The 25,536-nt window shown below is 72.1% G+C and carries 23 protein-coding genes; 17 read left to right on the plus strand and 6 right to left on the minus strand.

Annotated elements, in window-relative coordinates; translation table 11 throughout:
* Positions 1 to 131 precede the first annotated feature (131 nt).
* Positions 132 to 1,097 carry a phosphotransferase gene (locus AB0Q90_RS26655; RefSeq protein ID WP_363160788.1) on the plus strand — a complete coding sequence of 322 codons (966 nt, stop codon included), beginning with the start codon at positions 132 to 134 and terminating at the stop codon, positions 1,095 to 1,097.
* Here the strand turns inward: AB0Q90_RS26655 and AB0Q90_RS26660 are convergent.
* The 3 genes from AB0Q90_RS26660 to AB0Q90_RS26670 all read right to left on the minus strand — a co-directional run bounded on the left by AB0Q90_RS26660 (position 1,078) and on the right by AB0Q90_RS26670 (position 4,145).
* A complete protein-coding gene (locus AB0Q90_RS26660) occupies positions 1,078 to 1,785 on the minus strand; it encodes a gamma-glutamyl-gamma-aminobutyrate hydrolase family protein (RefSeq protein ID WP_363160922.1) in 708 nt (235 codons plus the stop codon). The genes AB0Q90_RS26655 and AB0Q90_RS26660 overlap by 20 nt on opposite strands.
* A gap of 25 nt (positions 1,786 to 1,810) precedes the next feature.
* Positions 1,811 to 3,259, minus strand: a complete 1,449-nt coding sequence (eat, locus tag AB0Q90_RS26665) for an ethanolamine permease (RefSeq protein WP_363160787.1) — start codon at positions 3,257 to 3,259, stop codon at positions 1,811 to 1,813.
* A gap of 112 nt (positions 3,260 to 3,371) precedes the next feature.
* On the minus strand, positions 3,372 to 4,145 hold the full coding sequence (locus AB0Q90_RS26670) for an FCD domain-containing protein (protein WP_363160786.1): 774 nt from the start codon (positions 4,143 to 4,145) through the stop codon (positions 3,372 to 3,374).
* An 85-nt stretch (positions 4,146 to 4,230) separates the two neighbouring features.
* Here AB0Q90_RS26670 and AB0Q90_RS26675 point away from each other — a divergent pair, with 85 nt between their 5' ends.
* The 4 genes from AB0Q90_RS26675 to AB0Q90_RS26690 are packed head-to-tail and all read left to right on the plus strand — an operon-like array spanning position 4,231 to position 8,688.
* Entirely contained in the window at positions 4,231 to 5,589 is a 1,359-nt protein-coding gene (locus tag AB0Q90_RS26675; RefSeq protein ID WP_363160785.1) for a glutamine synthetase family protein, read from the plus strand.
* Positions 5,590 to 5,597: 8 nt separating this feature from the next.
* Positions 5,598 to 6,971: an aldehyde dehydrogenase family protein gene (locus AB0Q90_RS26680; RefSeq protein ID WP_363160784.1), complete on the plus strand. Its 1,374-nt coding sequence runs from the start codon at positions 5,598 to 5,600 to the stop codon at positions 6,969 to 6,971.
* Positions 6,968 to 7,750, plus strand: a complete 783-nt coding sequence (locus AB0Q90_RS26685; protein WP_363160783.1) for a 3-oxoacyl-ACP reductase — start codon at positions 6,968 to 6,970, stop codon at positions 7,748 to 7,750. Before AB0Q90_RS26680 ends, AB0Q90_RS26685 begins: the two co-directional genes overlap by 4 nt.
* Before the next feature lie 26 nt (positions 7,751 to 7,776).
* The gene (locus AB0Q90_RS26690; RefSeq protein ID WP_363160921.1) at positions 7,777 to 8,688 is read left to right on the plus strand and encodes a DUF2510 domain-containing protein; all 912 of its coding nucleotides are present in this window, start codon (positions 7,777 to 7,779) and stop codon (positions 8,686 to 8,688) included.
* Here AB0Q90_RS26690 and AB0Q90_RS26695 read toward each other — a convergent pair.
* Positions 8,685 to 9,887 (minus strand): amino acid deaminase/aldolase, encoded by a 1,203-nt coding sequence (locus AB0Q90_RS26695; protein WP_363160782.1) that lies wholly within the window; start codon positions 9,885 to 9,887, stop codon positions 8,685 to 8,687. The two genes, AB0Q90_RS26690 and AB0Q90_RS26695, sit on opposite strands and share 4 nt — an antisense overlap.
* A gap of 261 nt (positions 9,888 to 10,148) precedes the next feature.
* On the opposite strand from AB0Q90_RS26695, the gene AB0Q90_RS26700 reads away from it, so the two are divergent.
* Both AB0Q90_RS26700 and mycP read left to right on the plus strand, forming a co-directional pair.
* Complete coding sequence (locus AB0Q90_RS26700) at positions 10,149 to 11,549, plus strand: hypothetical protein (protein WP_363160781.1); 1,401 nt, start codon at positions 10,149 to 10,151, stop codon at positions 11,547 to 11,549.
* The gene (gene mycP, locus AB0Q90_RS26705) at positions 11,546 to 12,712 is read left to right on the plus strand and encodes a type VII secretion-associated serine protease mycosin (protein ID WP_363160780.1); all 1,167 of its coding nucleotides are present in this window, start codon (positions 11,546 to 11,548) and stop codon (positions 12,710 to 12,712) included. The genes AB0Q90_RS26700 and mycP overlap by 4 nt, the downstream gene beginning before the upstream one ends.
* Here the strand turns inward: mycP and AB0Q90_RS26710 are convergent.
* A complete protein-coding gene (locus AB0Q90_RS26710) occupies positions 12,709 to 13,650 on the minus strand; it encodes a serine hydrolase (RefSeq protein WP_363160779.1) in 942 nt (313 codons plus the stop codon). The genes mycP and AB0Q90_RS26710 overlap by 4 nt on opposite strands.
* 150 nt (positions 13,651 to 13,800) lie before the next feature.
* Here AB0Q90_RS26710 and AB0Q90_RS26715 point away from each other — a divergent pair, with 150 nt between their 5' ends.
* Entirely contained in the window at positions 13,801 to 14,529 is a 729-nt protein-coding gene (locus AB0Q90_RS26715) for an SseB family protein (RefSeq protein WP_363160778.1), read from the plus strand.
* A gap of 4 nt (positions 14,530 to 14,533) precedes the next feature.
* Here AB0Q90_RS26715 and AB0Q90_RS26720 read toward each other — a convergent pair whose 3' ends face one another.
* Complete coding sequence (locus AB0Q90_RS26720; protein WP_363160777.1) at positions 14,534 to 14,899, minus strand: DUF1844 domain-containing protein; 366 nt, start codon at positions 14,897 to 14,899, stop codon at positions 14,534 to 14,536.
* A gap of 365 nt (positions 14,900 to 15,264) precedes the next feature.
* Between AB0Q90_RS26720 and infC the strand changes: the two genes are divergently transcribed.
* The 9 genes from infC (at position 15,265) to AB0Q90_RS26765 (ending at position 25,469) form a co-directional block, all read left to right on the plus strand.
* On the plus strand, positions 15,265 to 15,924 hold the full coding sequence (gene infC, locus AB0Q90_RS26725) for a translation initiation factor IF-3 (protein ID WP_363160920.1): 660 nt from the start codon (positions 15,265 to 15,267) through the stop codon (positions 15,922 to 15,924).
* Positions 15,925 to 16,033: 109 nt separating this feature from the next.
* Entirely contained in the window at positions 16,034 to 16,228 is a 195-nt protein-coding gene (rpmI, locus tag AB0Q90_RS26730) for a 50S ribosomal protein L35 (RefSeq protein ID WP_004933563.1), read from the plus strand.
* Between the two features lie 94 nt (positions 16,229 to 16,322).
* On the plus strand, positions 16,323 to 16,706 hold the full coding sequence (gene rplT / locus AB0Q90_RS26735) for a 50S ribosomal protein L20 (protein WP_006141703.1): 384 nt from the start codon (positions 16,323 to 16,325) through the stop codon (positions 16,704 to 16,706).
* Between the two features lie 102 nt (positions 16,707 to 16,808).
* Positions 16,809 to 17,657 carry an RNA methyltransferase gene (locus tag AB0Q90_RS26740; protein ID WP_363160776.1) on the plus strand — a complete coding sequence of 283 codons (849 nt, stop codon included), beginning with the start codon at positions 16,809 to 16,811 and terminating at the stop codon, positions 17,655 to 17,657.
* A 52-nt stretch (positions 17,658 to 17,709) separates the two neighbouring features.
* A complete protein-coding gene (locus tag AB0Q90_RS26745; RefSeq protein WP_363160775.1) occupies positions 17,710 to 18,846 on the plus strand; it encodes an ATP-binding protein in 1,137 nt (378 codons plus the stop codon).
* Between the two features lie 137 nt (positions 18,847 to 18,983).
* Positions 18,984 to 20,105 (plus strand): phenylalanine--tRNA ligase subunit alpha, encoded by a 1,122-nt coding sequence (pheS, locus tag AB0Q90_RS26750; protein WP_363160774.1) that lies wholly within the window; start codon positions 18,984 to 18,986, stop codon positions 20,103 to 20,105.
* On the plus strand, positions 20,105 to 22,621 hold the full coding sequence (gene pheT / locus AB0Q90_RS26755) for a phenylalanine--tRNA ligase subunit beta (protein WP_363160773.1): 2,517 nt from the start codon (positions 20,105 to 20,107) through the stop codon (positions 22,619 to 22,621). Before pheS ends, pheT begins: the two co-directional genes overlap by 1 nt.
* 161 nt (positions 22,622 to 22,782) lie before the next feature.
* A complete protein-coding gene (locus tag AB0Q90_RS26760) occupies positions 22,783 to 23,853 on the plus strand; it encodes a PP2C family protein-serine/threonine phosphatase (RefSeq protein ID WP_363160772.1) in 1,071 nt (356 codons plus the stop codon).
* Positions 23,854 to 24,128: 275 nt separating this feature from the next.
* Positions 24,129 to 25,469, plus strand: a complete 1,341-nt coding sequence (locus tag AB0Q90_RS26765; RefSeq protein ID WP_363160771.1) for a transcriptional regulator — start codon at positions 24,129 to 24,131, stop codon at positions 25,467 to 25,469.
* Positions 25,470 to 25,536: the final 67 nt, after the last annotated feature.

Consider the following 25,536-nt stretch of genomic DNA (forward strand, 5'->3'; position numbering starts at 1 on the left):
AAATCCAGCCCCTCCGGCGTTTGAGGAGCGGGGGTCCAGGGGGCAGCGCCCCCTGGAGGACGGGACGGGTAGGGGCGGCGGGGGCGAAAACCCTTGGCGCACCCGAGCCCTCGGCCTGCACCATGCCCTGCATGAACCCGCCCGCCCCGCCCGCCGCCGGCGTCCGCACGCCGTGGGAAGAGCTTCCCGAAACTCTGCGTGCCGCCGTCGCGGACACTCTCGGCGCGCCGGTCGCCCACGCCGAGACGCAACCCGGCGGATTCTCCCCGGGCGCGGCCGCCCGCGTCCGTACCGCCGACGGCCGCCGCGCGTTCGTGAAGGCGGTCAGCGCGAACGCCAACCCCCGCAGCCCGGGCTTCCACCGCCGCGAGGCCCGCAACGCAGCCGCCCTCCCGCCCACCGTCCCGGCCCCCCGCCTCCTCGCCACGTACGACGACGGCACCTGGGTCGCCCTCACCTTCGAGGACGTCCAGGGGCGCCAGCCACAAGTCCCTTGGCGGCAGGACGAGTTGCAGCGGGTCCTCGATGCGGTCACGACCCTCGCCCACACCCTCACCCCGTCCCCCGTGGACGCCCCACCCGTCGCCGAGGCCCTCGCCGACACCTTCAGCGGATGGCGGCAACTCCTCGACGGCGCCGAAGGCGGCGAGTCCGAACTGGCCGAGCACCTCGACCCCTGGACCCTCACCCACCTGCCCCGCCTCGCCGAACTCGCCACCCCCTGGCCCGAGGCCACCTCCGGCAACACCCTCGCCCACGCCGACATACGCGCCGACAACGTCCTGCTCACCGACGACGACCGGGTCGTCTTCGTCGACTGGCCGCACGCCGTCCGCGCGGCCCCCTGGTTCGACCTGCTCGTGATGCTGCCCTGCGTCAGGGCCCAGGGCGGCCCGGACCCGCAGGCGGTGTTCACCGGCCACCCCCTCGGCCGCGGCGCAGACCCGGACGCGGTCACCGCTGCCCTCGCGGGCCTGGCCGGCTACTTCCTCCGCAGCTCCCTGCGCCCACCGCCGCCCGGCATTCCCACCCTGCGCCCCTTCCAACGCGCCCAGGCCGACGCGGCGTTGGCCTGGATCAGGAAGCGGATCGACTGATCCCGGCCGCCGCCTCCACCAGCGCGCGCATCACCCGCACGTCCTCACCCATCTCCGGATGCCACTGCACGCCGAGCAACCACCCCTGCGAGGACGGAAGTTCGACCGCCTCCACGGTCCCGTCCGCCGCATGCGCCGAGGGGACCAGACCGGCGCCGAGGCGGTCCACCGACTGGTGGTGGTACGTCGGTACCGAGAGCTCCTCGGCGACGATGCCCGCGTACAGCGTCCCCGGCACCGGCTTCACCGGGTGGCTGCCGAAGACGCCGACCACCTCCGCGTGCCCGTCGAGGTGCTGGACGAGCGTCCCGCCGAGCGTGACGTTCAGCAGCTGCATGCCCCGGCAGATCCCCAGCAGGGGCGTGCCCGCGGCCAGCGCCGCCTCGATCAGCGCCAGCTCCCAGGCGTCCCGCTCCCGTGCCGGCGGCCCGGTCCGCGGGTGGCGCTCGGCGCCGTAGCGCACCGGCTCGACGTCCGGGCCGCCCGCGATCACCAGCCCGTCCAGCCGCGCCACCGTCGCCGCGGCGTGCTCCGGCGCGTCCGGCGGGAGCATGGCGGCGAGCCCGCCCGCGTGCTGCACCAGCCGCGGATAGCCGGCCGGCAGCAGCGCAGCCTCCAGCTCCCACACGCCCCAGCGCGCCCCGGCCTCCAGATAGGTGCTGACCCCGATCAACGGCCTGCCCACGATGCTCATGCCCCTTCCCGCTGCGAGTTCAGTCCCGTGCCAACTCTGCCTCGGCCGCCGCCAGTGCCGCGAACTCCTCCTCCGGCGCCTTCGCCACCAGATGCTTGCGGCTGTACAGACCGAAGTACCCGATGGCCACGACGTACACCGCGAGCGCGATGAAGGCGGCCGTCACATCCACCAGGAACGTGGCCACCAGCGCCGCACAGGCCAGCACCAGCGCGACGGAGGACGTCAGCACCCCGCCCGGCGTGCGGTACGGCCGCGGCAGGTCCGGCTCGCGGCGGCGCAGCACGATGTGGGACAGGGACATCAGGGCGTAGGAGATCGTCGCGCCGAAGACCGCGATGTTCAGCATCCGCGCGCCGTCGCCCGACACCGCCGCCAGCAGGAAGCCGATCGTGCCGGGCACCAGCAGGCCCAGGTACGGGGCCTTGCGGCTGCTGGTCAGGGAGAGGAAGCGGGGGAGGTAGCCCGCGCGGGACAGGGCGAACAGCTGGCGCGAGCCCGCGTAGATCAGGGAGAAGAAGGACGCCACCAGGCCGGCCAGGCCCGCGTAGTTCACGATCCGGCTCAGCGCCGTGGCCTCGCCGTCCGGCTGGAGCGCCTCCACCAGCGGGTTGCCCGCCTCCTGGATCGCCGCGGAACCCCGTGCGCCGGCCGCCGCGACGAACGTGACCACCGCCAGCACCACCAGGATGCCCATCGACCAGACGATCGCCTTCGGCAGCGTACGGGCCGGCTCCTTGGTCTCCTCGGCGGCCAGCGGCACGCCCTCGACGCCCAGGAAGAACCACATGCCGAACGGGAACGCCGCCCAGATGCCGAGCAGACCGAAGGGCAGCCAGGAGCTCGATCCGGCGGCCGAGGTGTCCGCCGGGATGTCGTCCAGCGCCCCGAAGCTGAAGTCGGGCAGCGCCGCCGCCGCGAACACGACCAGGGCGACCACCGCGATACCGGTGACGACGAAGCTGAACCGCAGCGCCTCGCCCACGCCCCACAGATGGATGCCGAGGAAGATCGCGAAGCAGACCAGGTACACCGGCCAGCCGGACTCCAGGCCGAACAGGCCCAGCGACTCGACGTAGTCCCCGATGAAGATGACGATGGCCGCGGGCGCCAGCACGTACTCGATGAGGATCGCCGTACCGGTCAGGAAGCCGCCCCACGGGCCGAGCGCCCGGCGCGCGAAGCCGTAGCCGCCGCCCGCCGTGGGCAGGACCGAGGACAGCTCGGCGAGCGCGAAGACCATGCAGGCGTACATGGCGCCCATCAGCACCATGGCGATCGCCAGGCCCCCGAAGCCGCCCTCGGCCAGGCCGAAGTTCCAGCCGGAATAGTCACCGGAGACGACGTAGGCGACGCCGAGACCGGTCAGCAGGACCCAGCCGGCGCTGCCGCGGCGCAGGGTTCTGCGCTCCAGATAGTCGTCCGCCTCCCCGGCGGACGTGGGTGTACTGGTGGAATCCATGGACATGGGCACGACTCCCCACGGGACGGCGGACAGAGCTCAATGGAATGGAGCCATACCTTTGCGGTGCGGCCGTGGGAAAGCAATACCCCTGCGTTAAGCGTCCGTAAATCCGCACTCACCCGAGGAAGCCGCGCAGCAGCGCCGCCGTGCCCGCGCAGTGCTCGCGCATGATCTCCCGCGCGTCCTCGGCGTTGCCCTCGATCACGGCCTCCACCAGCGCGGTGTGCTGCCGCTGGGAGTGCTCCAGGTTGCGCACGAGCAGCGGGATGCAGTCCAGCAGGTCGTTCACCGAGGCACGGACGGCCGCGTACTGGGTAGTGAGGGTGGCAGAACCGGACAGCTCGGCGAGGGTCAGATGCAGCAGCGTGTCCAGACGGCGGTACTCGGCGAGCGGGGCGTCGTGCGTGCGCGCCAGCGCCTCGCGCAGCCGCTCGGCCTGCTCCTCGCCCAGCCCGTGCGCCGCGCACAGCCCGGCCGCGCCCACCTCCAGCACCTCGCGGAAGCGCAGCGTGTCCTCGACGTCCACGTCCTTCAGGCGGCGGCGCAGCTCCTCCGCGCCGGGCGTCTCGGAGCGCGGCAGCACGAACGTGCCGCCGTAGCGCCCGCGCCGCGACTCGACCAGGCCCTGGTCCTGCAGCACCTTCAGCACCTCGCGCAGCGTCACCCGGCTGATGCCCAGCCGGTCCGCCAGCTCGCGCTCGGCCGGCAGCCGCTCGCCGCCCGGCACCAGACCGAGCCTGACCACCTGGAGGATCTGCTCCAGGGCCTCCTCGAAGCCGTTGCCGGCCCGCACCGGCCGCAGGACCGACGTCAGCCGGTCGTCGGCCGCGGGTGCGCCGTGCTCCGTGCCGGCATCCCGCACGTGCTCCGTGCCCGCCTCCTGCGACATGTGGCGGAACCCCCTTCCCAATCAATGGTCCGTGGCAATACCTTATGGCTCCCGGCTGACCGAAGAAGCCTAAGGAGGCTTTCCCGTGGCAGACCGCACACCCCCGCTCGGCATCGAGGAGCTGCACGCCCTCGTCGCCGGCGGTGAGATCGACACTGTCGTCCTGGCCTTCCCGGACATGCAAGGGCGGCTGCAGGGCAAGCGGTTCGCCGCCCGCTTCTTCCTCGACGAGGTCCTCCAGCACGGCACCGAGGGCTGCAACTACCTGCTGGCCGTCGACACCGAGATGAACACCGTCGACGGCTACGCCATGTCCTCCTGGGACCGCGGCTACGGCGACTTCGCCATGCACCCCGACCTGAGCACCCTGCGCCGCGTCCCCTGGAACGCCGGCACCGCCATGCTCGTCGCCGACCTCGCCTGGAACGACGGCTCCCCGGTGGTCGCCGCCCCGCGCCAGATCCTCCGCCGCCAGCTGGAGCGCCTCGCCGAACACGGCTACACCGCCCAGGTCGGCACCGAGCTGGAGTTCATCGTCTTCAAGGACACCTACGAGCAGGCCTGGGACGCCAACTACCGGGGCCTGACCCCGGCCAACCAGTACAACATCGACTACTCGGTGCTCGGCACGGGCCGTATCGAACCCCTCCTGCGCCGCATCAGGAACGAGATGGCCGCCGCCGGGCTGACCGTCGAGTCCGCCAAGGGCGAGTGCAACCCCGGCCAGCACGAGATCGCGTTCAAGTACGACGAGGCCCTGGTCACCTGTGACCAGCACGCCGTCTACAAGACCGGCGCCAAGGAGATCGCCGCCCAGGAGGGCGTCTCGATCACCTTCATGGCCAAGTACAACGAGCGCGAGGGCAACTCCTGCCACATCCACCTCTCGCTCGCGGACGCGGCCGGCAACAACGCCATGGCCGGGCCCGACGGCATGTCCGACGTCATGCGGTACTTCCTCGCCGGACAGCTGGCGGCCCTGCGCGACTTCTCGCTGCTGTACGCCCCCAACATCAACTCCTACAAGCGGTTCCAGCCGGGCTCCTTCGCCCCGACCGCCGTCGCCTGGGGCCACGACAACCGCACCTGCGCCCTGCGCGTGGTCGGCCACGGCCGCTCGATGCGCTTCGAGAACCGGCTGCCCGGCGGCGACGTCAACCCGCACCTCGCGGTGGCCGGCATGGTGGCCGCGGGCCTGTACGGCATCGAACAGAAGCTGGAGCTGCCCGAGGCCTGCCCCGGCAACGCCTACACCGCCGACTTCGCGCACGTCCCCACCACCCTGCGCGAGGCCGCCGAGCTGTGGGAGAACAGCCCCGTCGCCAAGGCCGCCTTCGGCGACGAGGTCGTCGCGCACTACCGGAACATGGCGCGCGTCGAACTGGACGCCTTCGACGCCGCGGTCACCGACTGGGAGCTCCGCCGCTCCTTCGAACGCATGTGAGGCCCTCTTTGTCCGAGCAGCTCCAGGTACTGAACCCGGCCACCGAAGAGGTCGTCGCCACGATCCCGGCCGCCACCGCGGCCGACGTGGACGCCGCCGTCGTACGCGCTACGAAGGCACAGGCGTCCTGGGCCGCCCTCGCGCCCGCCGACCGCGCCCGCCTGCTGCGCCGCTTCGCGGCCGCCGTCGACGAACACCTCGAAGAACTCGCCCGGTTGGAGGTCACCGAGGCCGGTCACACCGTCGGCAACGCCCGCTGGGAAGCGGGCAACGTCCGTGACCTGCTGGACTACGCGGCCGGGGGAGTGGAACGGCTGACCGGCCGGCAGATCCCGGTCCCCGGCGGCCTGGACGTGACGATCCTCGAACCGCTCGGCGTCGTCGGCGTCATCGCCCCCTGGAACTTCCCCATGCCGATCGCGGCCTGGGGCACGGCCCCGGCGCTCGCCGCGGGCAACGCCGTGATCCTCAAGCCCGCCGAGACGACCCCGCTGACCGCCCTCCGCCTGGCCGAACTCGCCCTGGCGGCAGGCCTCCCCGAGGGCCTGTTCCAGGTACTGCCCGGCCACGGCCCCGTCGCGGGCAACGCCCTCGTCGAGCACCCCGGCGTCGCAAAGATCGTCTTCACCGGGTCGACGGCCGTGGGCAAGCAGGTGCTGGCCAAGGGCTCGGCCCTGCTCAAGCGCGTCACCCTCGAACTCGGCGGCAAGAGCCCCAACATCGTCTTCGCCGACGCCGACCTCGAAGCCGCGGCCCAGGCCGCCCCCATGTCCTTCCTCGACAACTCCGGCCAGGACTGCTGCGCCCGCACGCGCATCCTCGTCCAGCGCAGCGCCTACGACCGCTTCCTGGAGCTGCTCGGCCCGGCGATCGGCGCGGTCCGCGTCGGCGACCCGGCCGACGAGAAGACGGACATGGGCCCGCTGATCTCCAGGGCCCAGCTGGAACGGGTGCGTTCGTACGTCCCCGAAGGCGCCGACGGCATCCGCGGCAAGGCCCCCGAAGGCCCCGGCTTCTGGTTCCCGCCCACCGTCCTCACCGACGTCGACCCACGCGCGCGCGTGGCCGTCGAGGAGGTCTTCGGCCCCGTCGCCGTCGTCCTGCCCTTCGACGACGAGGCCGACGCCGTACGCCTGGCCAACGCCACCGACTACGGCCTGTCCGGCTCCATCTGGACCCGCGACGTGGGCCGCGCCCTGCGCGTCTCGCAAGCGGTGCGCGCCGGGAACCTGTCCGTCAACTCGCACTCCAGCGTCCGCTACTGGACCCCCTTCGGCGGCTTCAAGCAGTCCGGCATCGGCCGTGAGCTGGGTCCGGACGCCCTGACCGCCTTTACCGAAACCAAGAACGTCTTCATCAGCACGGAGGGCCCCGCACAGTGACTGACGAAATCATCTGCCGCCGCCTGGTGGGCCGTACGGCCGTCATCACCGGAGCCGGCAGCGGCATCGGCCTCGCCACCGCCCGCCGCCTCGCGTCCGAAGGCGCGCACGTCGTCTGCGGCGACGTCGACGAACAGCGCGGCAAGGCTGCCGCCGAGGAAATCGGCGGCATCTTCGTCAAGGTCGACGTCACCGACCCCGAGCAGGTCGAGGCCCTGTTCAAGGCGGCCTACGACACCTACGGCAGCGTCGACATCGCCTTCAACAACGCCGGCATCTCCCCGCCCGACGACGACTCCATCCTGGAGACCGGCCTGGAGGCCTGGAAGCGCGTCCAGGAAGTCAACCTCACCTCCGTCTACCTGTGCTGCAAGGCCGCGATCCCCTACATGCAGCGGCAGGGCAAGGGCTCCATCATCAACACGGCGTCCTTCGTCGCACGGATGGGCGCCGCCACCAGCCAGATCTCGTACACCGCCTCCAAGGGCGGCGTACTCGCCATGTCCCGCGAGCTGGGCGTGCAGTTCGCCCGGGAAGGCATCCGCGTCAACGCCCTGTGCCCCGGCCCGGTCAACACGCCCCTCCTTCAGGAGCTGTTCGCCAAGGACCCGGAGCGCGCGGCCCGCCGGCTCGTCCACATCCCGGTCGGCCGCTTCGCCGAGGCGGAGGAGATCGCCGCCGCCGTCGCCTTCCTGGCCAGCGACGACTCCTCCTTCGTGAACGCCACCGACTTCCTGGTGGACGGCGGAATCTCGGGGGCGTACGTCACTCCGCTCTAGGAGCGTCCTACAGTGCCCGAATGAGCATGACGCCCCCGCCCGGCTGGTACCGAGATCCCAACGCCCCGCATCTGGAGCGCTGGTGGGACGGCACGGCCTGGACCGAGCACCGGCGCGCCCCCGAGGTCACGGGTCCGCCGGTGCCGGGCCCGCCGTCCGCCGGCGGCGCAACGTCCGGACGCGCCAAGGCCGTCGCCCTGACCACCGCCGGAGTCGTCCTCGTCGCGGCGATCGTGACCGGCGCGATCGCCCTCCGCTCGGGCGACGACACCGGCGGTGCCCAGGTCGACACCGCACCCACGTACTACACGGCGGCCCCGACGACCGAGTCCCCGACGCCGACCACCGAGGAGCCGTCGGCCGACGACCCGGCCGTGGTCACCGACGAACTCAACGGCATCACCCTGCCGTTGCCCGACGGCTGGGTCCGGCCCAAGTACGTCTCCGAGGACGACATCGTCATGACCACCGACGGCACCTACGACTGCCCGGCCGACGGCGGCTTCTGCCACCACGGCCGGGTCGTGTCCCGCACGATGCCGACCTCGGACGGCGAGACCTCCCCGGAGACCCTCGCCGAGCAGGACATCCCGGAGGCGGCCGACGCGGCCTACGACCGCGACCTGGTCGACAAGCGCCCCTACGGCGGCATCGAGTCCCACGAGGTCGTCGAGTCCGGCCCGGTCGCGGTGGCCGGCCGCGCCGGCTACTTCGTGCGCTGGCGGGTCAGGACGGCCGAAGGACCGGGCGGCTACGTCCAGTCGATGGTCTTCCCGTCCAGCGTCGGCACCGAATCACCGGTCTGCGTCCGCTACTACTTCGACGCGGGCACCGACGGCCCGCCCCTGTCCGACATGGAGCTGATCACCAAGGGCATCCGCTCCGTCGCCGACCCCGATGGTGGCGGCGGAGTCGGCAGCAGCGTGGGGCCGAACTAGAGGAACGTACGGCCCTCGCCCCGGTACGTCGGCACGGTCGCCGTCACCGTGTCGCCCTCGACGAGGTGCAGCGCCTCGAACCGCTCGCACAGCTCGCCGGCCTTGGCGTGCCGGAACCACACCTTGTCGCCGATCAGCAGATCGTCGGCGGGGGCGCCGAGCAGCGGCGTCTGCACCTCGCCGGGCCCCTCCTGGGGGTCGTAGCGCAGCCCCTCCGGCAGGTACGGCACGGGGAGGCGGTCGGGGCCGGGGGCGCCGGAGGCGGGGTAGCCGCCGCCGAGGACCGTCACCACGCCGACGCCCGGCCGCCGTACGACGGGCTGGGCGAACAGGGCGGCCGGGCGCCCGCTGAAGGACGTGTAGTTGTCGAACAGCCGCGGCACGTACAGCCCCGACCCCGCGCCGATCTCGGTGACGGAGTCCTCCGCGGCCGTGTGCTGCACACTGCCCGTGCCGCCGCCGTTGACGAACTCAAGCCCCGGCACCGCGGCCCGTACCGCCCGCACCACCTCGGCCCGCCGCGCGGCCAGCTCCCGCCGTGCGGCGGCCTGCATCAGCCGCACGGCACGCGAGCGCAGCGGATGCCCGCTGACGGCGTCCCCGACACCGGCGATGTGCCCCTCGTACGCCATGATCCCCACGACCTCGAACCCCGGTCGCCCGGCCACCAGCCGCGCCAGGTCGGCGACCTGGGCGGGGGAGTGCAGGGGCGAACGCCGGGCGCCGACCCGCAGCCGACCCCCGAGGAGCCTGAGCGAGGTGTCCAGCTCCAGACAGACCCGCACGACCTCACGCCCGCCGTCCCGGGCCTCGTCGATGAACCGGAGCTGCGCCGGGTCGTCGATCATCACGGTGACGGCCGAGGCGAGCTTGGGGTCACTGGTGAGCTCGGCGAACCCGGCGCGGTCCGCGGAGGGGTAGGCGAGCAGGATGTCGTCGAACCCCGAACGCGCCAGCCACAGCGACTCGTCGAGGGTGAAGGACATGATCCCGGCGAACCCGTCCTTCGCCAGGACGCGTTCGAGCAGGGCCCGGCAGCGTACGGACTTGCTGGCCACCCGGATCGACTTGCCGCCGGCGCGGCGGACGAGATCGTCCGCGTTGGCGTCGAAGGCCTCCAGATCCACGATCGCCAGCGGGGCGTCGAGATGGGCGGTGGCCCGGTCGTAACGGGCCCGGTCGGCGGCTCGTGCAGTCATGAACGAAGCCTGCCAGACCCGATCACCGCAGGGTAGGGGGACGTTCCGGGCTAAAGGAACGGCCTCGTGGACTGGTTCCCGCCCGCCCGGGATCAACCCGTAGAGTGACGCGCACGCACGTGACGAACGGGCCCGTCGCCGGGATGCCGGTCCGCCCGTGCGGGTAGATGTGCCCGGGACGGCCAGGTCCGCACCGGGCCCGGGCGACACAACGAGGGCCCGCGCACCAGGACAGGCCCGGGCAGAGGAAACGGGGGGCGCATGAACACGGAAGCTCGACGCGCCTCCGTCCCCCCGCGCCCCACGCAGCCGCCGGCCCCGTCGGACGAGCGGACCGAGGACCACGCGGCCACGGCAGCCACCGACGCAGGGCCCGGCACTCCGCCGCCCGGCGGCGACTCACGCACGGCGGCCGACAGCCCCCGCAGGCCCGCCGGCCCCGGGAGCCAGGACCCCGTCCCCCCGCCCCGCTTCCCGGCCCTGCGCTCCCCGTTCCCCCAGGACCGCACCCCCGTCGTCCCGCCCCCGCCCAAACCCGCCACCCGCCTGCCGGACACGCCCGACGCCGTCCGGGCCGCCGTGTCGCCGAGCACGAGCCGCCCGCCCCGCTTCCCCGACACCCCGCCCGCCGTACCACCGAGCCCGAGTCGTCGTCCCTCCGTCGCCCCCGCCGAGGCCCCCACGGAGACGACCACCCGCCTGCGCCCGATCCCCGCGGAGCCGCCGTCCGAAGTGGGCTCGGCGGACCCGGCATCGCATCGGAGCCCGGTCCCCGCGGCGCCGCCCCCGGCCGCCCCGGACCCTGCCCTCTCCTGGAGCGCCTCGCTCGCCGCGCAGCGGCCCGTCGTGTCGTTCGGGGAGCCCGAGGGCTACGACGGCCGGGCGCGGCCGCGCCCGCTCGGGGTGCGGTTCGGCCCCCGGACCGTCGCGGCCGCCGCCTGTCTCGTGCTCGGCCTCGGCCTGCTGGGCGGTGCCGTCACCGGCAGTTGGCTCATCGGGGACTCCGCGGCGGCCGGCGCCCGTGACTCCTTCGCCACCGCCGGAGGCCTGTGGCACAACGTGCCCGTCGACACCCTGTTCCCGCCCAGCGTGGTGGGCCGGGGCGCCGGACCCGGCGGCGCCGACCGCACCTGGACCCGTATCGCCGTCGCGCCGGACAGCGGCTGCAAGGACGCCTTCGACCCCCTCCTGCGCAAGGCCCTCGCGCCGGTCGGCTGCTCACGGCTGCTGCGCGCCACCTACACCGACGCCACCCAGAGCTACGTCACCACCGTCGGCCTGCTGTTCACCAAGGCCGACGCCACCGCCATGACCGCCCTGGACACCCGGTTCACCAAGGAGGGCCTCGGTCGCCGCAGCGACCTGATGCCCCGCCCGTACGCCGCGCAGGACACCGTCGCCGCCGCCTTCGGCACCCAGCAGCGCGCCTCCTGGACCGTCTCCGTCCTCACCGACGCCCCCGTCGTCGTCTACGCCGTCTCCGGCTGGGCCGACGGCCGCACCGTCGACGAGCCGCAGCCCGCCGAGGCCGCCATGGAGTCCGGCGCCGACACCGCCGTGGCCCAGGCCGGTCTCGGCCACGAGGCGCAGGGACTCGCCGACCGCATCGAACGCGCCCTGCGCAGAAACGTCGGCTCCGCCGCCACGGAGCAGCCCTCATGAAGACCCGTACCGGACTCCTCGGCGTCCTCCTCGCCGCCTCCCTCGCCCTGGTCCCCTCCACCGCCGCCCACGCCGACGGCATCCGCGCCCAGCAGTGGGCCCTGGAGGCCATGCACACCCAGGAGGCATGGCAGACGACCAAGGGCGAGGGCATCACCGTCGCCGTCCTGGACACCGGCGTCGACGACGAGCACCCCGACCTCGCCGGGAACGTCCTCACCGGCAGGGACCTCGTCGGGTTCGGCGCCGAGCGCGGCGACCGCGCCTGGGCCCGCCACGGCACCGCCATGGCCGGCATCATCGCGGGCCACGGCCACGGCTACGCGGACGCCGACGGCGTCATGGGCATCGCCCCCGAGGCCAAGATCCTCCCCGTCCGCGTGATCCTGGAGGACGGCGACTCCGCCCGCGCCAAGGCCCGCACCACCCGCGGCAACGCCCTCGCCGAGGGCATCCGCTGGGCCGCCGACCACGGCGCCGACGTCATCAACCTCTCCCTGGGCGACGACTCCAAGTCCGCCCACCCGGAACCGGCCGAGGACGAGGCCGTGCAGTACGCCCTGAAGAAGGGCGCGGTCGTCGTCGCCTCGGCCGGCAACGGCGGCGAGAAGGGCGACCACATCTCCTACCCGGCCGCCTATCCGGGCGTGATCGCCGCGACCGCCGTCGACAAGTTCGGCACCCGCGCCTCCTTCTCCACCCGCCGCTGGTACGCCACGGTCAGCGCCCCCGGCGTGGACGTCGTCATCGCCGACCCCGACCGCAAGTACTACGAGGGGTGGGGCACGAGTGCCGCCGCGGCCTTCGTCTCCGGCGCCGTCGCCCTCGTCAAGTCCGCCCACCCCGGCCTGACCCCGGCCCAGATCAAGGAGCTCCTGGAGGACACCGCCCGCAACGCCCCCGCCGACGGCCGCGACGACTCCCGGGGCTACGGCTTCATCGACCCCGCCGCAGCCATCGAGAAGGCCGCCGGGCTCAAGCCGGAGGGACTGCGCGCGGCGGCGTTCGGCGACCGCTACTTCGGCTCCGGCCCCGATGCCGAGAAGCCCGAGGACGACACGTCGGACTGGGCGGCCCCCCTCGCGGGCAGCACCGGAGGAGTCCTGCTGGTGGCGGCGGTGGTCCTGTGGCGGGGCCGCCGCACACGCCACGACGACTTCTAGGCCTCCGAGAACACCGAAACCGCCGCCCGGGCGGCCGCCTCGACCATCGACACCCCGGCCGCCTTCGTCGTGTTGCCGTCGGACAGCACGGTGACCAGGAAGTCGCGCCCGTCCTCGGTCGTCACCCGCCCGATGCTGTTGACGTCCCACAGCCCGGTCGTGCTCCGCGGCAGCCACCCGTTCTTCAGCGCCCACGCCGAACCGTCCGCCGCGGCCGACACCCCCCACTGCTGATCGGCGGCGATCTGTCCCATCAGCTCCTGGAGATAGCTCCGCGAGTCCTCGTTCAGCTCCGAGTCCTCGCCGAACACCTGCTGAAGCAGGGTGAGTTGATCGGTGGCCGTGGTCTGGGTGAGCCCCCACAGCAACCCGTCCCCGCCCTCGGTCGAGGTCAGCCCGAACCGCTCGTTCGCGGCGGCCAGCCCCTCCGCCCGCCCGATGGTCTCCCACAGGACCGACGTGGAGGCGTTGTCGCTGTTCTCGATCATTGCGGCGGCGTACTCCCGCTCCGCCGAGGTGAGTTGCCGCCCCTCGTCCTGCGCCTGGAGCAGCAGCGTCGCCAGCACGTCGACCTTGACGATGCTCGCGGTGTCGAAGGACCCGTCCCCGTACGAGGCGCTCTCACCGGACTCCAGGTCCAGCACCGCCACCGACACCTGAGCGCCGTCCTCGACCCGCACCGACTCCATGGCGTCCGCCAGGAGCGCGTCGGGATCCACCGTCGGCTGTGCCACGGGTTCCACGGAGGCCTCCTCGCTCGCCGCGACCGTCGGGGGCGCCGCAGACGACGATACGGCGCTCGCCGCGCCCGACGGAGAGTGCGCGTGAGCCTGCACGTACACCGTCCCCGCGGCCGTTCCTCCGACGGCGGCCACGACGGCGAGAGCGAGGTACACCCGGGGGACACGACGGCTGCGGCGCGCTCTGGAGGACTCCATGCCCGCGATGGTCGAACCGGTGACTGTGTCTGCCGTTAGACGAAGGTTAGATCTGTGTCAGGGAAATCTGAGATTCCGGTGAAGGGCGTCACCGGCATGTTTCCGGGGCCGCACAAGCGCAGCAGTATCCCCCCGATAGGGTCGAGGACCGTGGCGAACAAGAACATTCCCGACTCTCCCTTCCCCGACGACGACGGTTCCGCCGATCCCCGGCTGAGCGCGGCGCTCACGGCCTGGGCCGAGGACCGCACCGCTCTGGGGCCCGTCCTGGCGGCGCTCAAGGGCGCCCGGCTGCTCGTCCCCGTCGTGGCCGTGCTGGGCGAGGTCGAGGAGGACGAGAACGGGCTGCGCCGGGAGAAGACCAGCGACATGGCCGTGCCGACGCTGCGGGCCGGCGACCGCAAGGCCCTCCCCGCCTTCACCTCCACCGACTCCCTCGCCCGCTGGGACCCGGCGGCCCGCCCCGTCGCCGTACACCTGCACCAGGCCCTGGAGGCCGCCGCGCACGAGAAGGCGGACACGGTCGTGCTGGACATGGCCGGTCCGGTGCCGTTCGAGCTGACCGGGTCCGCGCTGCTGGCGGTCGCGGAGGGGCGTACGACGGCCGATCCGCTGGCCGACCCGGCGGTGGTGGAGGCGGTGCGGGCGGCGGTGGCCGCCGAGCCGGCCGTGCTCCGCGCCCACCTCGGGCCCGGACAGGCCGACGGCACCCTCGCCCTCGTCCTGGACCCGGCCGCCGCCCCGGCCGAGGCGGCACGCGCGGTCGCCCAGCGGCTCGCCGCGGACGAAACACTGAGGGCCCGCCTGGTGCGCGGCCTCGACCTGGCACTGCTGCCGGCCGAGGCGACGCCACCTGGCGAGCCCCTGTACGTGCGGTGACGGACTAGCCGTAGATCGGGCCCGTGTACTTCTCGCCCGGGCCCTGGCCCGGCTCGTCCGGGACGAGCGACGCCTCGCGGAACGCCAGCTGGAGCGACTTCAGGCCGTCACGCAGCGGCGCCGCGTGGAACGAGCTGATCTCGGTCGTGCTCGCGTCGAGGAGACCGGCGAGCGCGCTGATCAGCTTGCGCGCCTCGTCCAGGTCCTTGTACTTGTCGCCTTCCTCGGTCAGACCGAGCTTCACGGCGGCGGCGCTCATCAGGTTGACGGCGACCGTCACGATCACCTCGACGGCGGGGACCTCGGCGATGTCGCGGGTCATCTCGTCGAAGTCGGGAGCCTCGGGAGACTCAGCAGGGGTGTCACTCATGCCCCACACGATAGGCCCAGGTGTACGACGATTCGCACCGCCCCCGGGTAGCTGCTAACCTTGTGTAACGACCGGCCGGACACGTATGTGCTCGGCCCACAAGTGGAGGCTCCGATCTCCCACCTGACCGTCCTCCGGGACGGCGGGTCACCCCGGTCAGGCGGCCACCATCGTTCCGTACGGACGATGGAGTCGCCCGAAAGTGCGCCCCGCGTTCACCGCGGCGGTGCTCCGGTAGTGTTTTGGAGCCCCGCCTGTGATCGTCCGGGGCATTTTTTGTGCTTCGGCGCGGTTAGGTCTTACTGAACGAGAGACATACGCGGCTGTCCGCCAGACCGCCGTGTGGTGCTAACCGAGGAGGATCCATCAGCGCCGAGCCCCGCATCAACGACCGGATTCGCGTTCCCGAGGTGCGACTTGTCGGTCCCAGTGGCGAGCAGGTGGGCATTGTCCCGCTGGCCAAGGCACTGGAGCTTGCGCAGGAGTACGACCTGGACCTGGTCGAGGTCGCGGCGAACGCCCGTCCGCCCGTGTGCAAGCTCATGGACTACGGGAAGTTCAAGTACGAGTCGGCCATGAAGGCCCGTGAGGCGCGCAAGAACCAGGCGCACACGGTCATCAAGGAGATGAAGCTCCGGCCGAAGATCGACCCGCACGACTATGACACCAAGAAGGGTCACGTCGTCCGGTTCCTCAAGCAGGGCGACAAGGTCAAGATCACGATCATGTTCCGTGGTCGCGAGCAGTCCCGTCCCGAACTGGGCTACCGACTGCTGCAGCGTCTCGCGGAGGACGTCCAGGACCTCGGTTTCGTCGAGTCGAACCCGAAGCAGGACGGCCGGAACATGATCATGGTTCTCGGTCCGCACAAGAAGAAGACCGAGGCGATGGCCGAGGCCCGCCAGGCGCAGGAAGCCCGCAAGGCAGAAGCGAAGGCCAACCCCGGCAAGTCGCAGAACGCCGCGGACACCGAGGACGCCGAGGTTCCTGCCGAGGTTCCTGCCGAGGCTCCCGCCGAGGCGTGATCCCGGGGGACACAAGTCCCCGAGGACACAACCCGATACAAGAGACGTTCCATGTGCCCGGTTTTACGACCGGGCACCGGAGCGCCACCGACGAGGAGAGAACGGCGCTATGCCGAAGAACAAGTCGCACAGCGGTGCCAGCAAGCGCTTCAAGGTCACCGGCTCCGGCAAGGTGCTCCGTGAGCGCGCCGGCAAGCGCCACCTGCTTGAGCACAAGTCGTCCCGCGTGACGCGTCGCCTCACCGGCAACGCCGAGATGGCCCCGGGCGACGCCGCGAAGATCAAGAAGCTTCTCGGCAAGTGACGTCGGGCGCGTTGCGCGCCTGACCTCTGACCGGGACCTATTCGAACCCGGGCCGTGTGAGTCCAACCACGGCCCCGCTACAAGGAGTTAAAAAGTGGCACGCGTCAAGCGGGCAGTCAACGCCCACAAGAAGCGCCGGGCGATCCTGGAGCAGGCCTCCGGCTACCGCGGTCAGCGTTCGCGCCTGTACCGCAAGGCCAAGGAGCAGGTCACCCACTCGCTGGTCTACAACTACAACGACCGCAAGAAGCGCAAGGGTGACTTCCGCCAGCTGTGGATCCAGCGCATCAACGCCGCTGCCCGCGCCAACGGCATCACGTACAACCGCTTCATCCAGGGTCTGAAGGCCGCCAACGTCGAGGTCGACCGCAAGATCCTCGCCGAGCTGGCCGTCAACGACGCGAACGCGTTCGCCGCGCTCGTCGAGGTCGCCCAGAAGGCGCTGCCGAGCGACGTCAACGCCCCCAAGGCGGCCTGACGCTGCGCCTGGCTTGAGCCGACGTGACTTGACGGACCCGTGGGTTTTTACCTGCGGGTCCGTTGTGTTGGTAATGGAAAGTAGTCGCCGAAAGTGATGAGCATGCCCTCCGCCACCCCCGATCTCATCTCCCCCCGTTCCCCCCGGGTCACCGCCGCGCGGCGGCTGGCCAAGCGGAACTTCCGGGGGAAGGAACGGCTGTTCCTCGCGGAGGGGCCGCAGGCCGTGCGGGAGGCCGGGGCGCAGCCGGACACGCTCGTCGAGCTGTTCGCCACGGTCGAGGCCGCGGAGCGGTACGCCGACATCATCGGGCGGGCCCGTGAGGTCGGCGCGCGGATCCACCTCGCCTCCGAGCAGGTCATCGCCGACATCTCCACCACGGTCACGCCTCAGGGGCTGGTCGGCGTCTGCCGGTTCCTCGACACCCCCTTCGAGGAGATCCTCGCCGCCCGCCCCAAGCTCGTCGCCGTCCTCGCCCACGTCCGCGACCCCGGGAACGCCGGCACCGTCCTGCGCTGCGCCGACGCCGCCGGCGCCGAGGCCGTCGTACTGACCGACGCCTCCGTCGACCTGTACAATCCCAAGGCCGTACGTGCCTCCGTCGGCTCGCTGTTCCATCTGCCCGTCGCCGTCGGTGTGCCCGTCGAGCGGGCCGTGGCGGGGCTCAAGGACGCCGGGGTGCGCATCCTGGCCGCCGACGGGGCCGGCACCGACGACCTCGACGACGAGCTCGACAAGGGCACCATGGGCGGCCCGACCGCCTGGGTGTTCGGCAACGAGGCCTGGGGGCTCCCGGAGGAGACCCGCGCGCTCGCGGACGCCGTGGTGCGCGTCCCGATCCACGGAAAGGCCGAGAGCCTGAACCTCGCCACCGCCGCCGCCGTATGTCTCTACGCGTCGGCCCGTGCACAGCGCGCCTTCGGAGGGTGCCGTTCCGTCACCGAGAGCTAGTAGGGTGACCAGCTCGGGGCCCCTCAGTCGTCCTGAGAGGTGGGGTACGGGGATGAGTGTCGGCACGAGCAGCGCACCGGGAGCACGGGACGTGAGTCGCCCGCCCGCGCCCCGGTACGGCGACCTCGCCGAACTCGGAATCGCCCCCGACGACCTGCCCGACGGCCTCGTCGTCGCCGACGAGCACGGGCACGTCATCTGCTTCAACGCCGCCGCCGAGCGCATCACCGCCGTCCCCGCCGCCGACGCCCTCGGGCAGCGGCTGGAGAAGGTGCTGCCCTTAGAGGATCTGGAGGGCCGGCGCTGGTGGCAGCTGACCGACCCCTACGGCGGACTCGCCATCCGGGTGCGGCAGCCCGAGCGGAACCTGTTGCTGCCGGGCGGGCGGGAGGTCCTGGTCACCGTCCAGTACGTCCGCACCGAGCCCACCGGGCCCGTCCGCCGGGTCGTCGTCTCGCTGCGGGACACCGAGGCCCGCCGCCGCACCGAGCGCAGCCACGCCGAGCTGATCGCCACCGTCGCCCACGAGCTGCGCTCGCCGCTGACCTCCGTCAAGGGCTTCACGGCGACGCTGCTCGCCAAGTGGGAGAGGTTCACCGACGACCAGAAGCGGCTGATGCTGGAGACCGTCGACGCCGACGCCGACCGCGTCACCCGGCTCATCGCCGAGCTGCTGGACATCTCCCGGATCGACTCCGGCCGGCTGGAGGTGCGCCGGCAGCCCGTCGACATCGGGGCCGCCGTCGGACGCCACATCCAGGCCTACGTCGCCGCCGGGCAGCCCGCCGACCGGTTCCTGCTGCGCACCGAGCAGCCGCTGCCCGATCTGTGGGCCGACCCCGACAAGATCGACCAGGTGCTCAGCAATCTGCTGGAAAATGCCGTGCGGCACGGCGAGGGACGGGTCACGATTGACGTCATGCCCACGGCGTCACCCCGCGAGGGGGAGGACGCCGGTACGTCGGTCAAGGTGAGCGACGAGGGGCCAGGCATCCCGGAGGAGTCCATGAACCGCGTCTTCACCCGCTTCTGGCGGGGCAGCAAGCGCGGTGGCACCGGCCTCGGGCTGTACATTGTCAAGGGCATCGTCGAGGCCCACGGCGGCACCATCACGGTCGGCCGGGCCGCGAGCGGCGGCGCCGAGTTCCGATTTACGTTGCCCGTGGCCGCACCGGCGTATCTCGCCTGACGGCCGCGGGCGCATTCGTAATCCTTCACCCCGTTAGACTCGGCCTTTGGCACCTTTGTGTCCTGCACACGGCCCGCAGAGAGTCTCAGCGCCGGTCACGGGGACCATCCGCCAGCCAATCGGAAGCACGGGAAGAGATGTCGGCACCGAATAAGTCGTACGACCCTGTCGAGGTCGAGGCGTTGAAACCGGAAGAGATCGAGCGCATGCGGGACGAGGCGCTCGCCGCCTTCGCCGCCGCGGACTCCCTCGACGCGCTCCAGGAGGCCAAGGTCGCCCACACCGGCGGCACCTCGCCGCTGGCCCTCGCCAACCGCGAGATCGGCGCCCTGCCCCCGCAGGCCAAGGCCGAGGCCGGCAAGCGCGTCGGCATGGCCCGGGGCGCCGTCAACAAGGCCCTGGCCGCCCGTCAGGCCGAGCTGGAGGCCGAGCGCGACGCCCGGGTGCTGGTCGAGGAGGCCGTGGACGTCACGCTGCCCTACGACCGCGTACCGGCCGGCGCCCGCCACCCGCTCACCACGCTCTCGGAGCGCATCGAGGACATCTTCGTGGCCATGGGCTACGAGGTCGCCGAGGGCCCGCAGGTCGAGGCCGAGTGGTTCAACTTCGACGCCCTCAACATCGGCCCGGACCACCCGGCCCGCGGCGAGGCGGACACCTTCTTCGTGGAGGGCCCGCAGGGCGGCACCGAGTCCGGTGTCGTACTGCGCACCCACACCTCCCCGGTGCAGATCCGCTCGCTGCTCGACCGTGAGCTGCCGGTCTACGTGATCTGCCCCGGCCGCGTGTACCGCACGGACGAGCTGGACGCCACCCACACGCCGGTCTTCCACCAGGTCGAGCTGCTCGCGGTCGACGAGGGCCTGACCATGGCGGACCTCAAGGGCACCCTGGACCACATGGTCCAGTCCCTGTTCGGCGAGGGCATGAAGACCCGGCTGCGGCCGAACTTCTTCCCCTTCACCGAGCCGTCCGCCGAGATGGACATGGTGTGCTACGTCTGCCGCGGCGAGTCCGTCGGCAACCCCGACCGTCCCTGCCGTACCTGCTCCTCCGAAGGCTGGATCGAGCTCGGCGGCTGCGGCATGGTCAACCCGCGGGTGCTCACCGCCTGCGGCGTCGACCCCGAGAAGTACAGCGGCTTCGCCTTCGGGTTCGGCATCGAGCGGATGCTGATGTTCCGCCACAACGTCGAGGACATGCGAGACATGGTCGAGGGTGACGTCCGGTTCACCCGGCCGTTCGGGATGGAGATCTGATGCGGGTCCCGCTTTCTTGGCTGCGGGAGTACGTCGACCTGCCGGCCACCGAGACCGGCCGCGATGTGCAGGCCAAGCTCATTTCGGCCGGCCTTGAGGTCGAGACGGTCGAGCAGCTCGGCGACGGCCTCAAGGGCCCCCTGGTCGTCGGACAGGTACTGACCATTGAGGAGCTGACGGAGTTCAAGAAGCCGATCCGCTTCTGCACCGTCGACGTCGGCACCGCCAACGGCACCGGCGAGCCCCAGGAGATCGTCTGCGGCGCCCGGAACTTCCAGGTCGGCGACAAGGTCGTGGTCGTACTCCCGGGCGCCGAGCTGCCCGGCGGCTTCGCGATCTCCGCGCGCAAGACCTACGGCCGCAACTCGCACGGCATGATCTGCTCCAGCGACGAGCTGGGCATGGGCGACGACGGCACCAAGGGCATCATCGTGCTGCCGCCGGAGACCGAGGTCGGCAAGGACGCCGTCGAGCTGCTTGAGCTGGTCGACGAGGTCCTGGACATCGCCGTCACCGCCAACCGCGGCGACTGCCTGTCCATCCGCGGCGTCGCCCGCGAGACCGCCATCGCCTACGGCCTGCCGCTGCGCGACCCGGCCCTGCTCGACGTGCCGGCGCCGAACGCCTACGGCTACTCCGTGCAGGTCTCCGAGCCGCTCGGCTGCGACCGCTTCACGGCCCGCACCGTCTCCGGTCTGAGCCCCGAGGCGCGCTCCCCGATCTGGCTGAAGCGCCGGCTGCAGAAGGTCGGCATGCGCCCGATCTCGCTCGCCGTCGACATCACCAACTACGTGATGATGGAACTCGGCCAGCCGCTGCACGCCTACGACCGCAAGCTGGTCCAGGGCACCATCGGCGTGCGCCGGGCGGCCGAGGGCGAGAAGATCGTCACCCTCGACGGCACCGAGCGGAAGCTGCACGCCGAGGACCTCGTCATCACCGACGACCGCGGCCCGATCGGCCTCGCCGGTGTCATGGGCGGCGCGAACACGGAGATCGCCGACCACACCGAGGACGTCGAGAACGCGACCACCGACGTCGTCATCGAGGCCGCGCACTTCGACGCCGTCTCCATCGCACGCACAGCCCGCCGGCACAAGCTGTCCTCTGAGGCCTCCCGCCGCTTCGAGCGGGGCGTCGACCCGGCCGCCGCCGCTGCCGCGGCCCAGCGCACGGTCGACCTGCTGGTGCTGCTCGCGGGCGGCACCGCCGACGCGGGCGTCACCGAGGCCATCACGCCGTCCGCGCCGCACACCATCACCGTTCCGGCGAACCACCCGGACAAGGTCGCGGGCGTCGACTACGGCCGCGAGACCGTCGTACGCCGCCTCCAGCAGGTCGGCTGCGACGTGTACGGGCAGGACGAGCTGATCGTCACCGTCCCGTCCTGGCGGCCCGACCTGCTGGAGCAGAACGACCTGGCCGAAGAGGTCATCCGGCTTGAGGGCTACGAGAACCTGCCCTCCACGCTGCCCAAGCCGCCGTCCGGCCGTGGCCTGACCCACCGCCAGCGGCTGCACCGCCGGGTCGGCCGCGCGCTGGCCGGGGCGGGCTACGTCGAGGCGCCGAACTACCCGTTCATCTCCGAGCAGGTCTTCGACCAGCTCGGCCTGGACGCCGACGACCCGGCCCGCCGGGTCGTGAAGCTCACCAACCCGCTCAACGACGAGGAGCCCGCGCTCCGCACGTCGCTGCTGCCGGGCCTGCTGGGTGCTCTGCGGCGCAATGACGGCAGGGGCTCGCACGACCTGGCCCTCTTCGAGACCGGCCTGGTCTTCCTGCCGCGCGAGGAGCAGGGGGCCGCCGCCCACCTGCCCGTGGACCGGCGTCCCACCGACGAGGAGATCGCCGCCCTCAACGCCGTGCTGCCCGAGCAGCCGCGCCATGTCGCCGTCGTCCTCGCGGGCGCCCGCGAGCAGGCCGGCTGGTGGGGCGCGGGCCGTCCCGCCGGATGGGCCGACACGGTCCAGGCCGCGCGGACGGTCGCCGCCGAGGCGGGCGCCGAGCTGATCGTGCGGTCCGGCCAGTACGGCCCGTGGCACCCCGGCCGGTGCGCCGAGCTCGTGGTCGCCGCCGACGGTGTCGAGCAGGTCGTGGGCCACGCCGGTGAGCTGCACCCCCGGGTGCTGAAGGCGCTCGGGCTGCCCGCGCGTACGTGCGCGATGGAGCTGAACCTGGACGCGCTGGAGCGGGTCGGCGACGACACGCCGCAGGCGCCGAGCATCTCCACGTTCCCGGTGGCCACGCAGGATGTCGCCCTCGTCGTCGACAAGTTCGTCCCGCACACCGAGGTGGAGGCCGCGCTGCGCGAGGGCGCGGGGTCCCTGCTCGAAGCCATCCGGCTGTTCGACGTGTACGAGAACGCGGAGCAGCTGGGTGACGGGAAGAAGTCGCTGGCCTATGCGCTGCGGTTCCGTGCGGGTGACCGGACGCTGACCGTGGACGAGGCCTCGGCCGCCAGGGATGCCGCGGTGGCCCTCGCGGGCGAGCGTACGGGGGCTGTGCTGCGGGGTTAGTTCCCCGGGCCCCTGACGGGACGCCTCACGTCACCTCACTCGTTCGGGTGAGGTTTGGGGGCGATCTGGTCCTTCCGGGCCATGCGGTCGACAGAATCGGACCGGCCTTTCGGGGTCGGTCCGATTCTGCGTTGTCAGGGCCTACATGGGGGGCCATCGGCATGATCCGCATCAAGGCTGTGTTTCCCCGGCGGCTGCTCGCGCTGGGGCTGCCCACCGCCTGGGGCGCCGTGGCGATCACGTACAAGCTCACCTGTCCGCTCGCCCAACAGGACGGCCTGGGAGCGCGCGTGGCCACCAGCGCCGTCTTCTTCGCCGTCGGAACCGGGCTGATACTCCACGTCCGTCAGGCGCTCCTGCGTGAACTGCGGCAGATCCGCCGGGTCGCCGGTGTCGCGCAGAGCGTGCTGCTGCGGCCGCTGCCGCCGCGCATCGACGGGCTGAACATCGCCGCCGCGCAGCTCTCGGCCGACCGTGGCGCCACGGTCGGCGGGGACCTGTACGAGGTCATCGCCACCGAGCACGGCGTACGGGTGGTGATGGGCGACGTGCGCGGGCACGGGATCACCGCCATCGGCACCGCCGCCGCCCTCCTCGGCAGCTTCCGCGAGGCCGTCCACGACGAACCCGATCTGACCCGGGTCCTGCGGAGGCTGGAGCGGGCCCTCGCCCGGCATCTGCGCGAGCGCTCCCGCGAGGAGCATCCCGCCGGGGGCCGGGAGCCCGACAACCCGGTCGGCGAGGAGTTCGTCACCGTCCTGCTCCTGGAGATCCGCCGGGACGGCATGGTGCGCGTCCTCAACTGCGGCCATCCCTGGCCGTATCTGATGAGCGGCACCACGGTCGCGCCGCTGGCCCGCGCCGATCCGCTCCCGCCCCTCGGCCCGTTCCCTCTCCCGCGCAACCTGACCCCCGCCCGCGCCGGCCGCCTGCTGCCGGGCGAGTCCCTGGTCCTGTACACGGACGGTGCGGAGGACGCCCGCGACGCACATGGCCGATTCTTTCCCCTCCGGGCCGCCTTGGCGGGCGCGATCCACACCCAGCCGTCGTCACCCCAGCTGGTCCTGCGCACACTCCTGACAGCACTCATGCGCCACACATCAGGCACCCCGTCGGACGACATCGCCCTCTTGGTCATCAGGAACGACCGGGTACGGAAAAGCGCCCCTTTAGGGGCGCGAGGAACTGCGCGACCAGCCACAACGAACCCGCAGCCGACAACGCACCGCTAGCGCAACGGCGTTGAGTCGTACGGCCCAGCCGGCGGAGCCGTCCGCCCCGCCACGGAGTGTCGGGCAGGCAGCTGGGCGGACGGCGCGGAATCGGGCCGCCGCACTGTACGAGGGGGAGCCGGCGGCCCGGCCGGCCTCTTGCGAGGCAATTCAGTCAACCGGGTCGAAACTCTCCGCAACAGTGCGCGCACAGCCCGGATTCGAGCACTCCGTTCACACCCCGTGTGAAGGCGGACCCACTACTCTGACGGCACCGAGCCACCCGGGGGGCATATATGCAGCCCAACACTCTGCTCGACGCGATCCTGGACGAGGCGGGGATCTCGCACGCGGGCCTTGCAGCGCATGTGAACCAGGCGGGCCGGGCGCGCGGGCTTGCGCTCAGATACGAACACACCGCCGTGGCGCGGTGGCTGAAGGGCCAGCGGCCGCGCGGCCAGGTGCCCGACCTGATCTGCGAGGTGCTGGCCGGCCGGCTCCAACGGCCCGTCACCCTCGACGACATCGGCCTCGGCGTCCCCGGCGAACCGGCCGTCCCGCACGGCACCTCGCTGTCCGGCTTCGTCGAGCGGGCCACCGCCCTGTGGCGCTCCGACGAACAGCAGCGCCCGCACATCCTCGGCGCGCCCGCCGTCACCGGCACGCCCGCGGTGATGCCCGTCTGGGAGTGGGAGAACCCGCCGGAGGACGTGGACGTCTCGCGCGGCGGCCGGCACCGGGTCACCACGGCCGACATCGCGATGCTGCGCGCGGCCCGGACGCACTACGAGCAGATGTACCGCAAGGCCGGCGGCATAGCGACCAGGACCCGCATCGTGGGCTTCCTCAACGCCGAGGCGGCCCCGCTGCTGCGCGGCAGCTACACCGATGCCACCGGCCGCCAACTGCACCGTGCCACCGGCGGCCTGGTGGCGATCGCGGGGATCTGCGCGTACGACTCGGACGCGCACGGACTGGCCCAGCGCTACTTCCACCAGGCGCTCCGGCTGGCGAAGGCCAGCGGTGACCGGGGCCTTGGCGCGTATGTGATCGCGCTCCTGGTCAACCAGTCGCTGTTCATGCGGGAGTACCGGCAGGCCGTCGCCTTCGCGGAGGCCGCGCTCAGGGCCGCCGGCAAGCACATCACCCCGGCGCTCGCCTCCGATCTGTACGCGATGCAGGCGAAGGCGTACGCCCACCTCGGCGACGGCACGAGTGCCCTGTCCTGCATCCGGCGTGCCGAGCAGGCCGCCGAACGCATCCGGCGCGGATACGAGCCCGACGAAACGGGCTATGTCCAGCCGGGACTTGTCAATGTCCAGGTGGCGGAGGCGCTGCTCAGCCTGGGCGAGCTGGCGGCGGCCGGGGTGCATGCCGCCGCGGCCGTCGACAACCCCGCCCACGACCGGGGCCGGGTGCACCGGCTCGCCATGCTCAGCACGATCGAACTGCGCCAGGGCCATGCCGACAAGGCGGTGGCGACCGCTGTGCAGATGGCCGAGCAGGCGAGAGGGATGGAGTCCCAGCGGCTGCGCGACAGACTCCGGGCGGTGCGCGAGTACCTCGTGCGCAGTGGCTGCGCGGGCACCTCCGAGGCCGCCGAACTCATCGACGGGGCCCTGCGCGTACCGCTCTGAACCCGGCGCGTACCGCCGTAAATCCACCCGAAGAACACTGCGCCGCGCTGCGAGCGGGGTTCTGTGC

This window comes from Streptomyces sp. NPDC079141 (genome assembly GCF_040686775.1).
Lineage (GTDB): Bacteria > Actinomycetota > Actinomycetes > Streptomycetales > Streptomycetaceae > Streptomyces.

Excerpts from the sequence above, each read along its gene's own strand:
- AB0Q90_RS26655 (WP_363160788.1), top strand. The coding sequence starts at position 132 with ATGAACCCGCCCGCCCCGCCCGCCGCCGGCGTCCGCACGCCGTGGGAA.
- eat (WP_363160787.1), bottom strand. The coding sequence starts at position 3,259 with ATGTCCATGGATTCCACCAGTACACCCACGTCCGCCGGGGAGGCGGAC.
- AB0Q90_RS26670 (WP_363160786.1), bottom strand. The coding sequence starts at position 4,145 with ATGTCGCAGGAGGCGGGCACGGAGCACGTGCGGGATGCCGGCACGGAG.
- AB0Q90_RS26690 (WP_363160921.1), top strand. The coding sequence starts at position 7,777 with ATGACGCCCCCGCCCGGCTGGTACCGAGATCCCAACGCCCCGCATCTG.
- AB0Q90_RS26695 (WP_363160782.1), bottom strand. The coding sequence starts at position 9,887 with ATGACTGCACGAGCCGCCGACCGGGCCCGTTACGACCGGGCCACCGCC.
- AB0Q90_RS26700 (WP_363160781.1), top strand. The coding sequence starts at position 10,149 with ATGAACACGGAAGCTCGACGCGCCTCCGTCCCCCCGCGCCCCACGCAG.
- mycP (WP_363160780.1), top strand. The coding sequence starts at position 11,546 with ATGAAGACCCGTACCGGACTCCTCGGCGTCCTCCTCGCCGCCTCCCTC.
- AB0Q90_RS26710 (WP_363160779.1), bottom strand. The coding sequence starts at position 13,650 with ATGGAGTCCTCCAGAGCGCGCCGCAGCCGTCGTGTCCCCCGGGTGTAC.
- AB0Q90_RS26720 (WP_363160777.1), bottom strand. The coding sequence starts at position 14,899 with ATGAGTGACACCCCTGCTGAGTCTCCCGAGGCTCCCGACTTCGACGAG.
- rpmI (WP_004933563.1), top strand. The coding sequence starts at position 16,034 with ATGCCGAAGAACAAGTCGCACAGCGGTGCCAGCAAGCGCTTCAAGGTC.
- AB0Q90_RS26740 (WP_363160776.1), top strand. The coding sequence starts at position 16,809 with ATGCCCTCCGCCACCCCCGATCTCATCTCCCCCCGTTCCCCCCGGGTC.
- AB0Q90_RS26745 (WP_363160775.1), top strand. The coding sequence starts at position 17,710 with ATGAGTGTCGGCACGAGCAGCGCACCGGGAGCACGGGACGTGAGTCGC.
- pheS (WP_363160774.1), top strand. The coding sequence starts at position 18,984 with ATGTCGGCACCGAATAAGTCGTACGACCCTGTCGAGGTCGAGGCGTTG.
- pheT (WP_363160773.1), top strand. The coding sequence starts at position 20,105 with ATGCGGGTCCCGCTTTCTTGGCTGCGGGAGTACGTCGACCTGCCGGCC.
- AB0Q90_RS26760 (WP_363160772.1), top strand. The coding sequence starts at position 22,783 with ATGATCCGCATCAAGGCTGTGTTTCCCCGGCGGCTGCTCGCGCTGGGG.
- AB0Q90_RS26765 (WP_363160771.1), top strand. The coding sequence starts at position 24,129 with ATGCAGCCCAACACTCTGCTCGACGCGATCCTGGACGAGGCGGGGATC.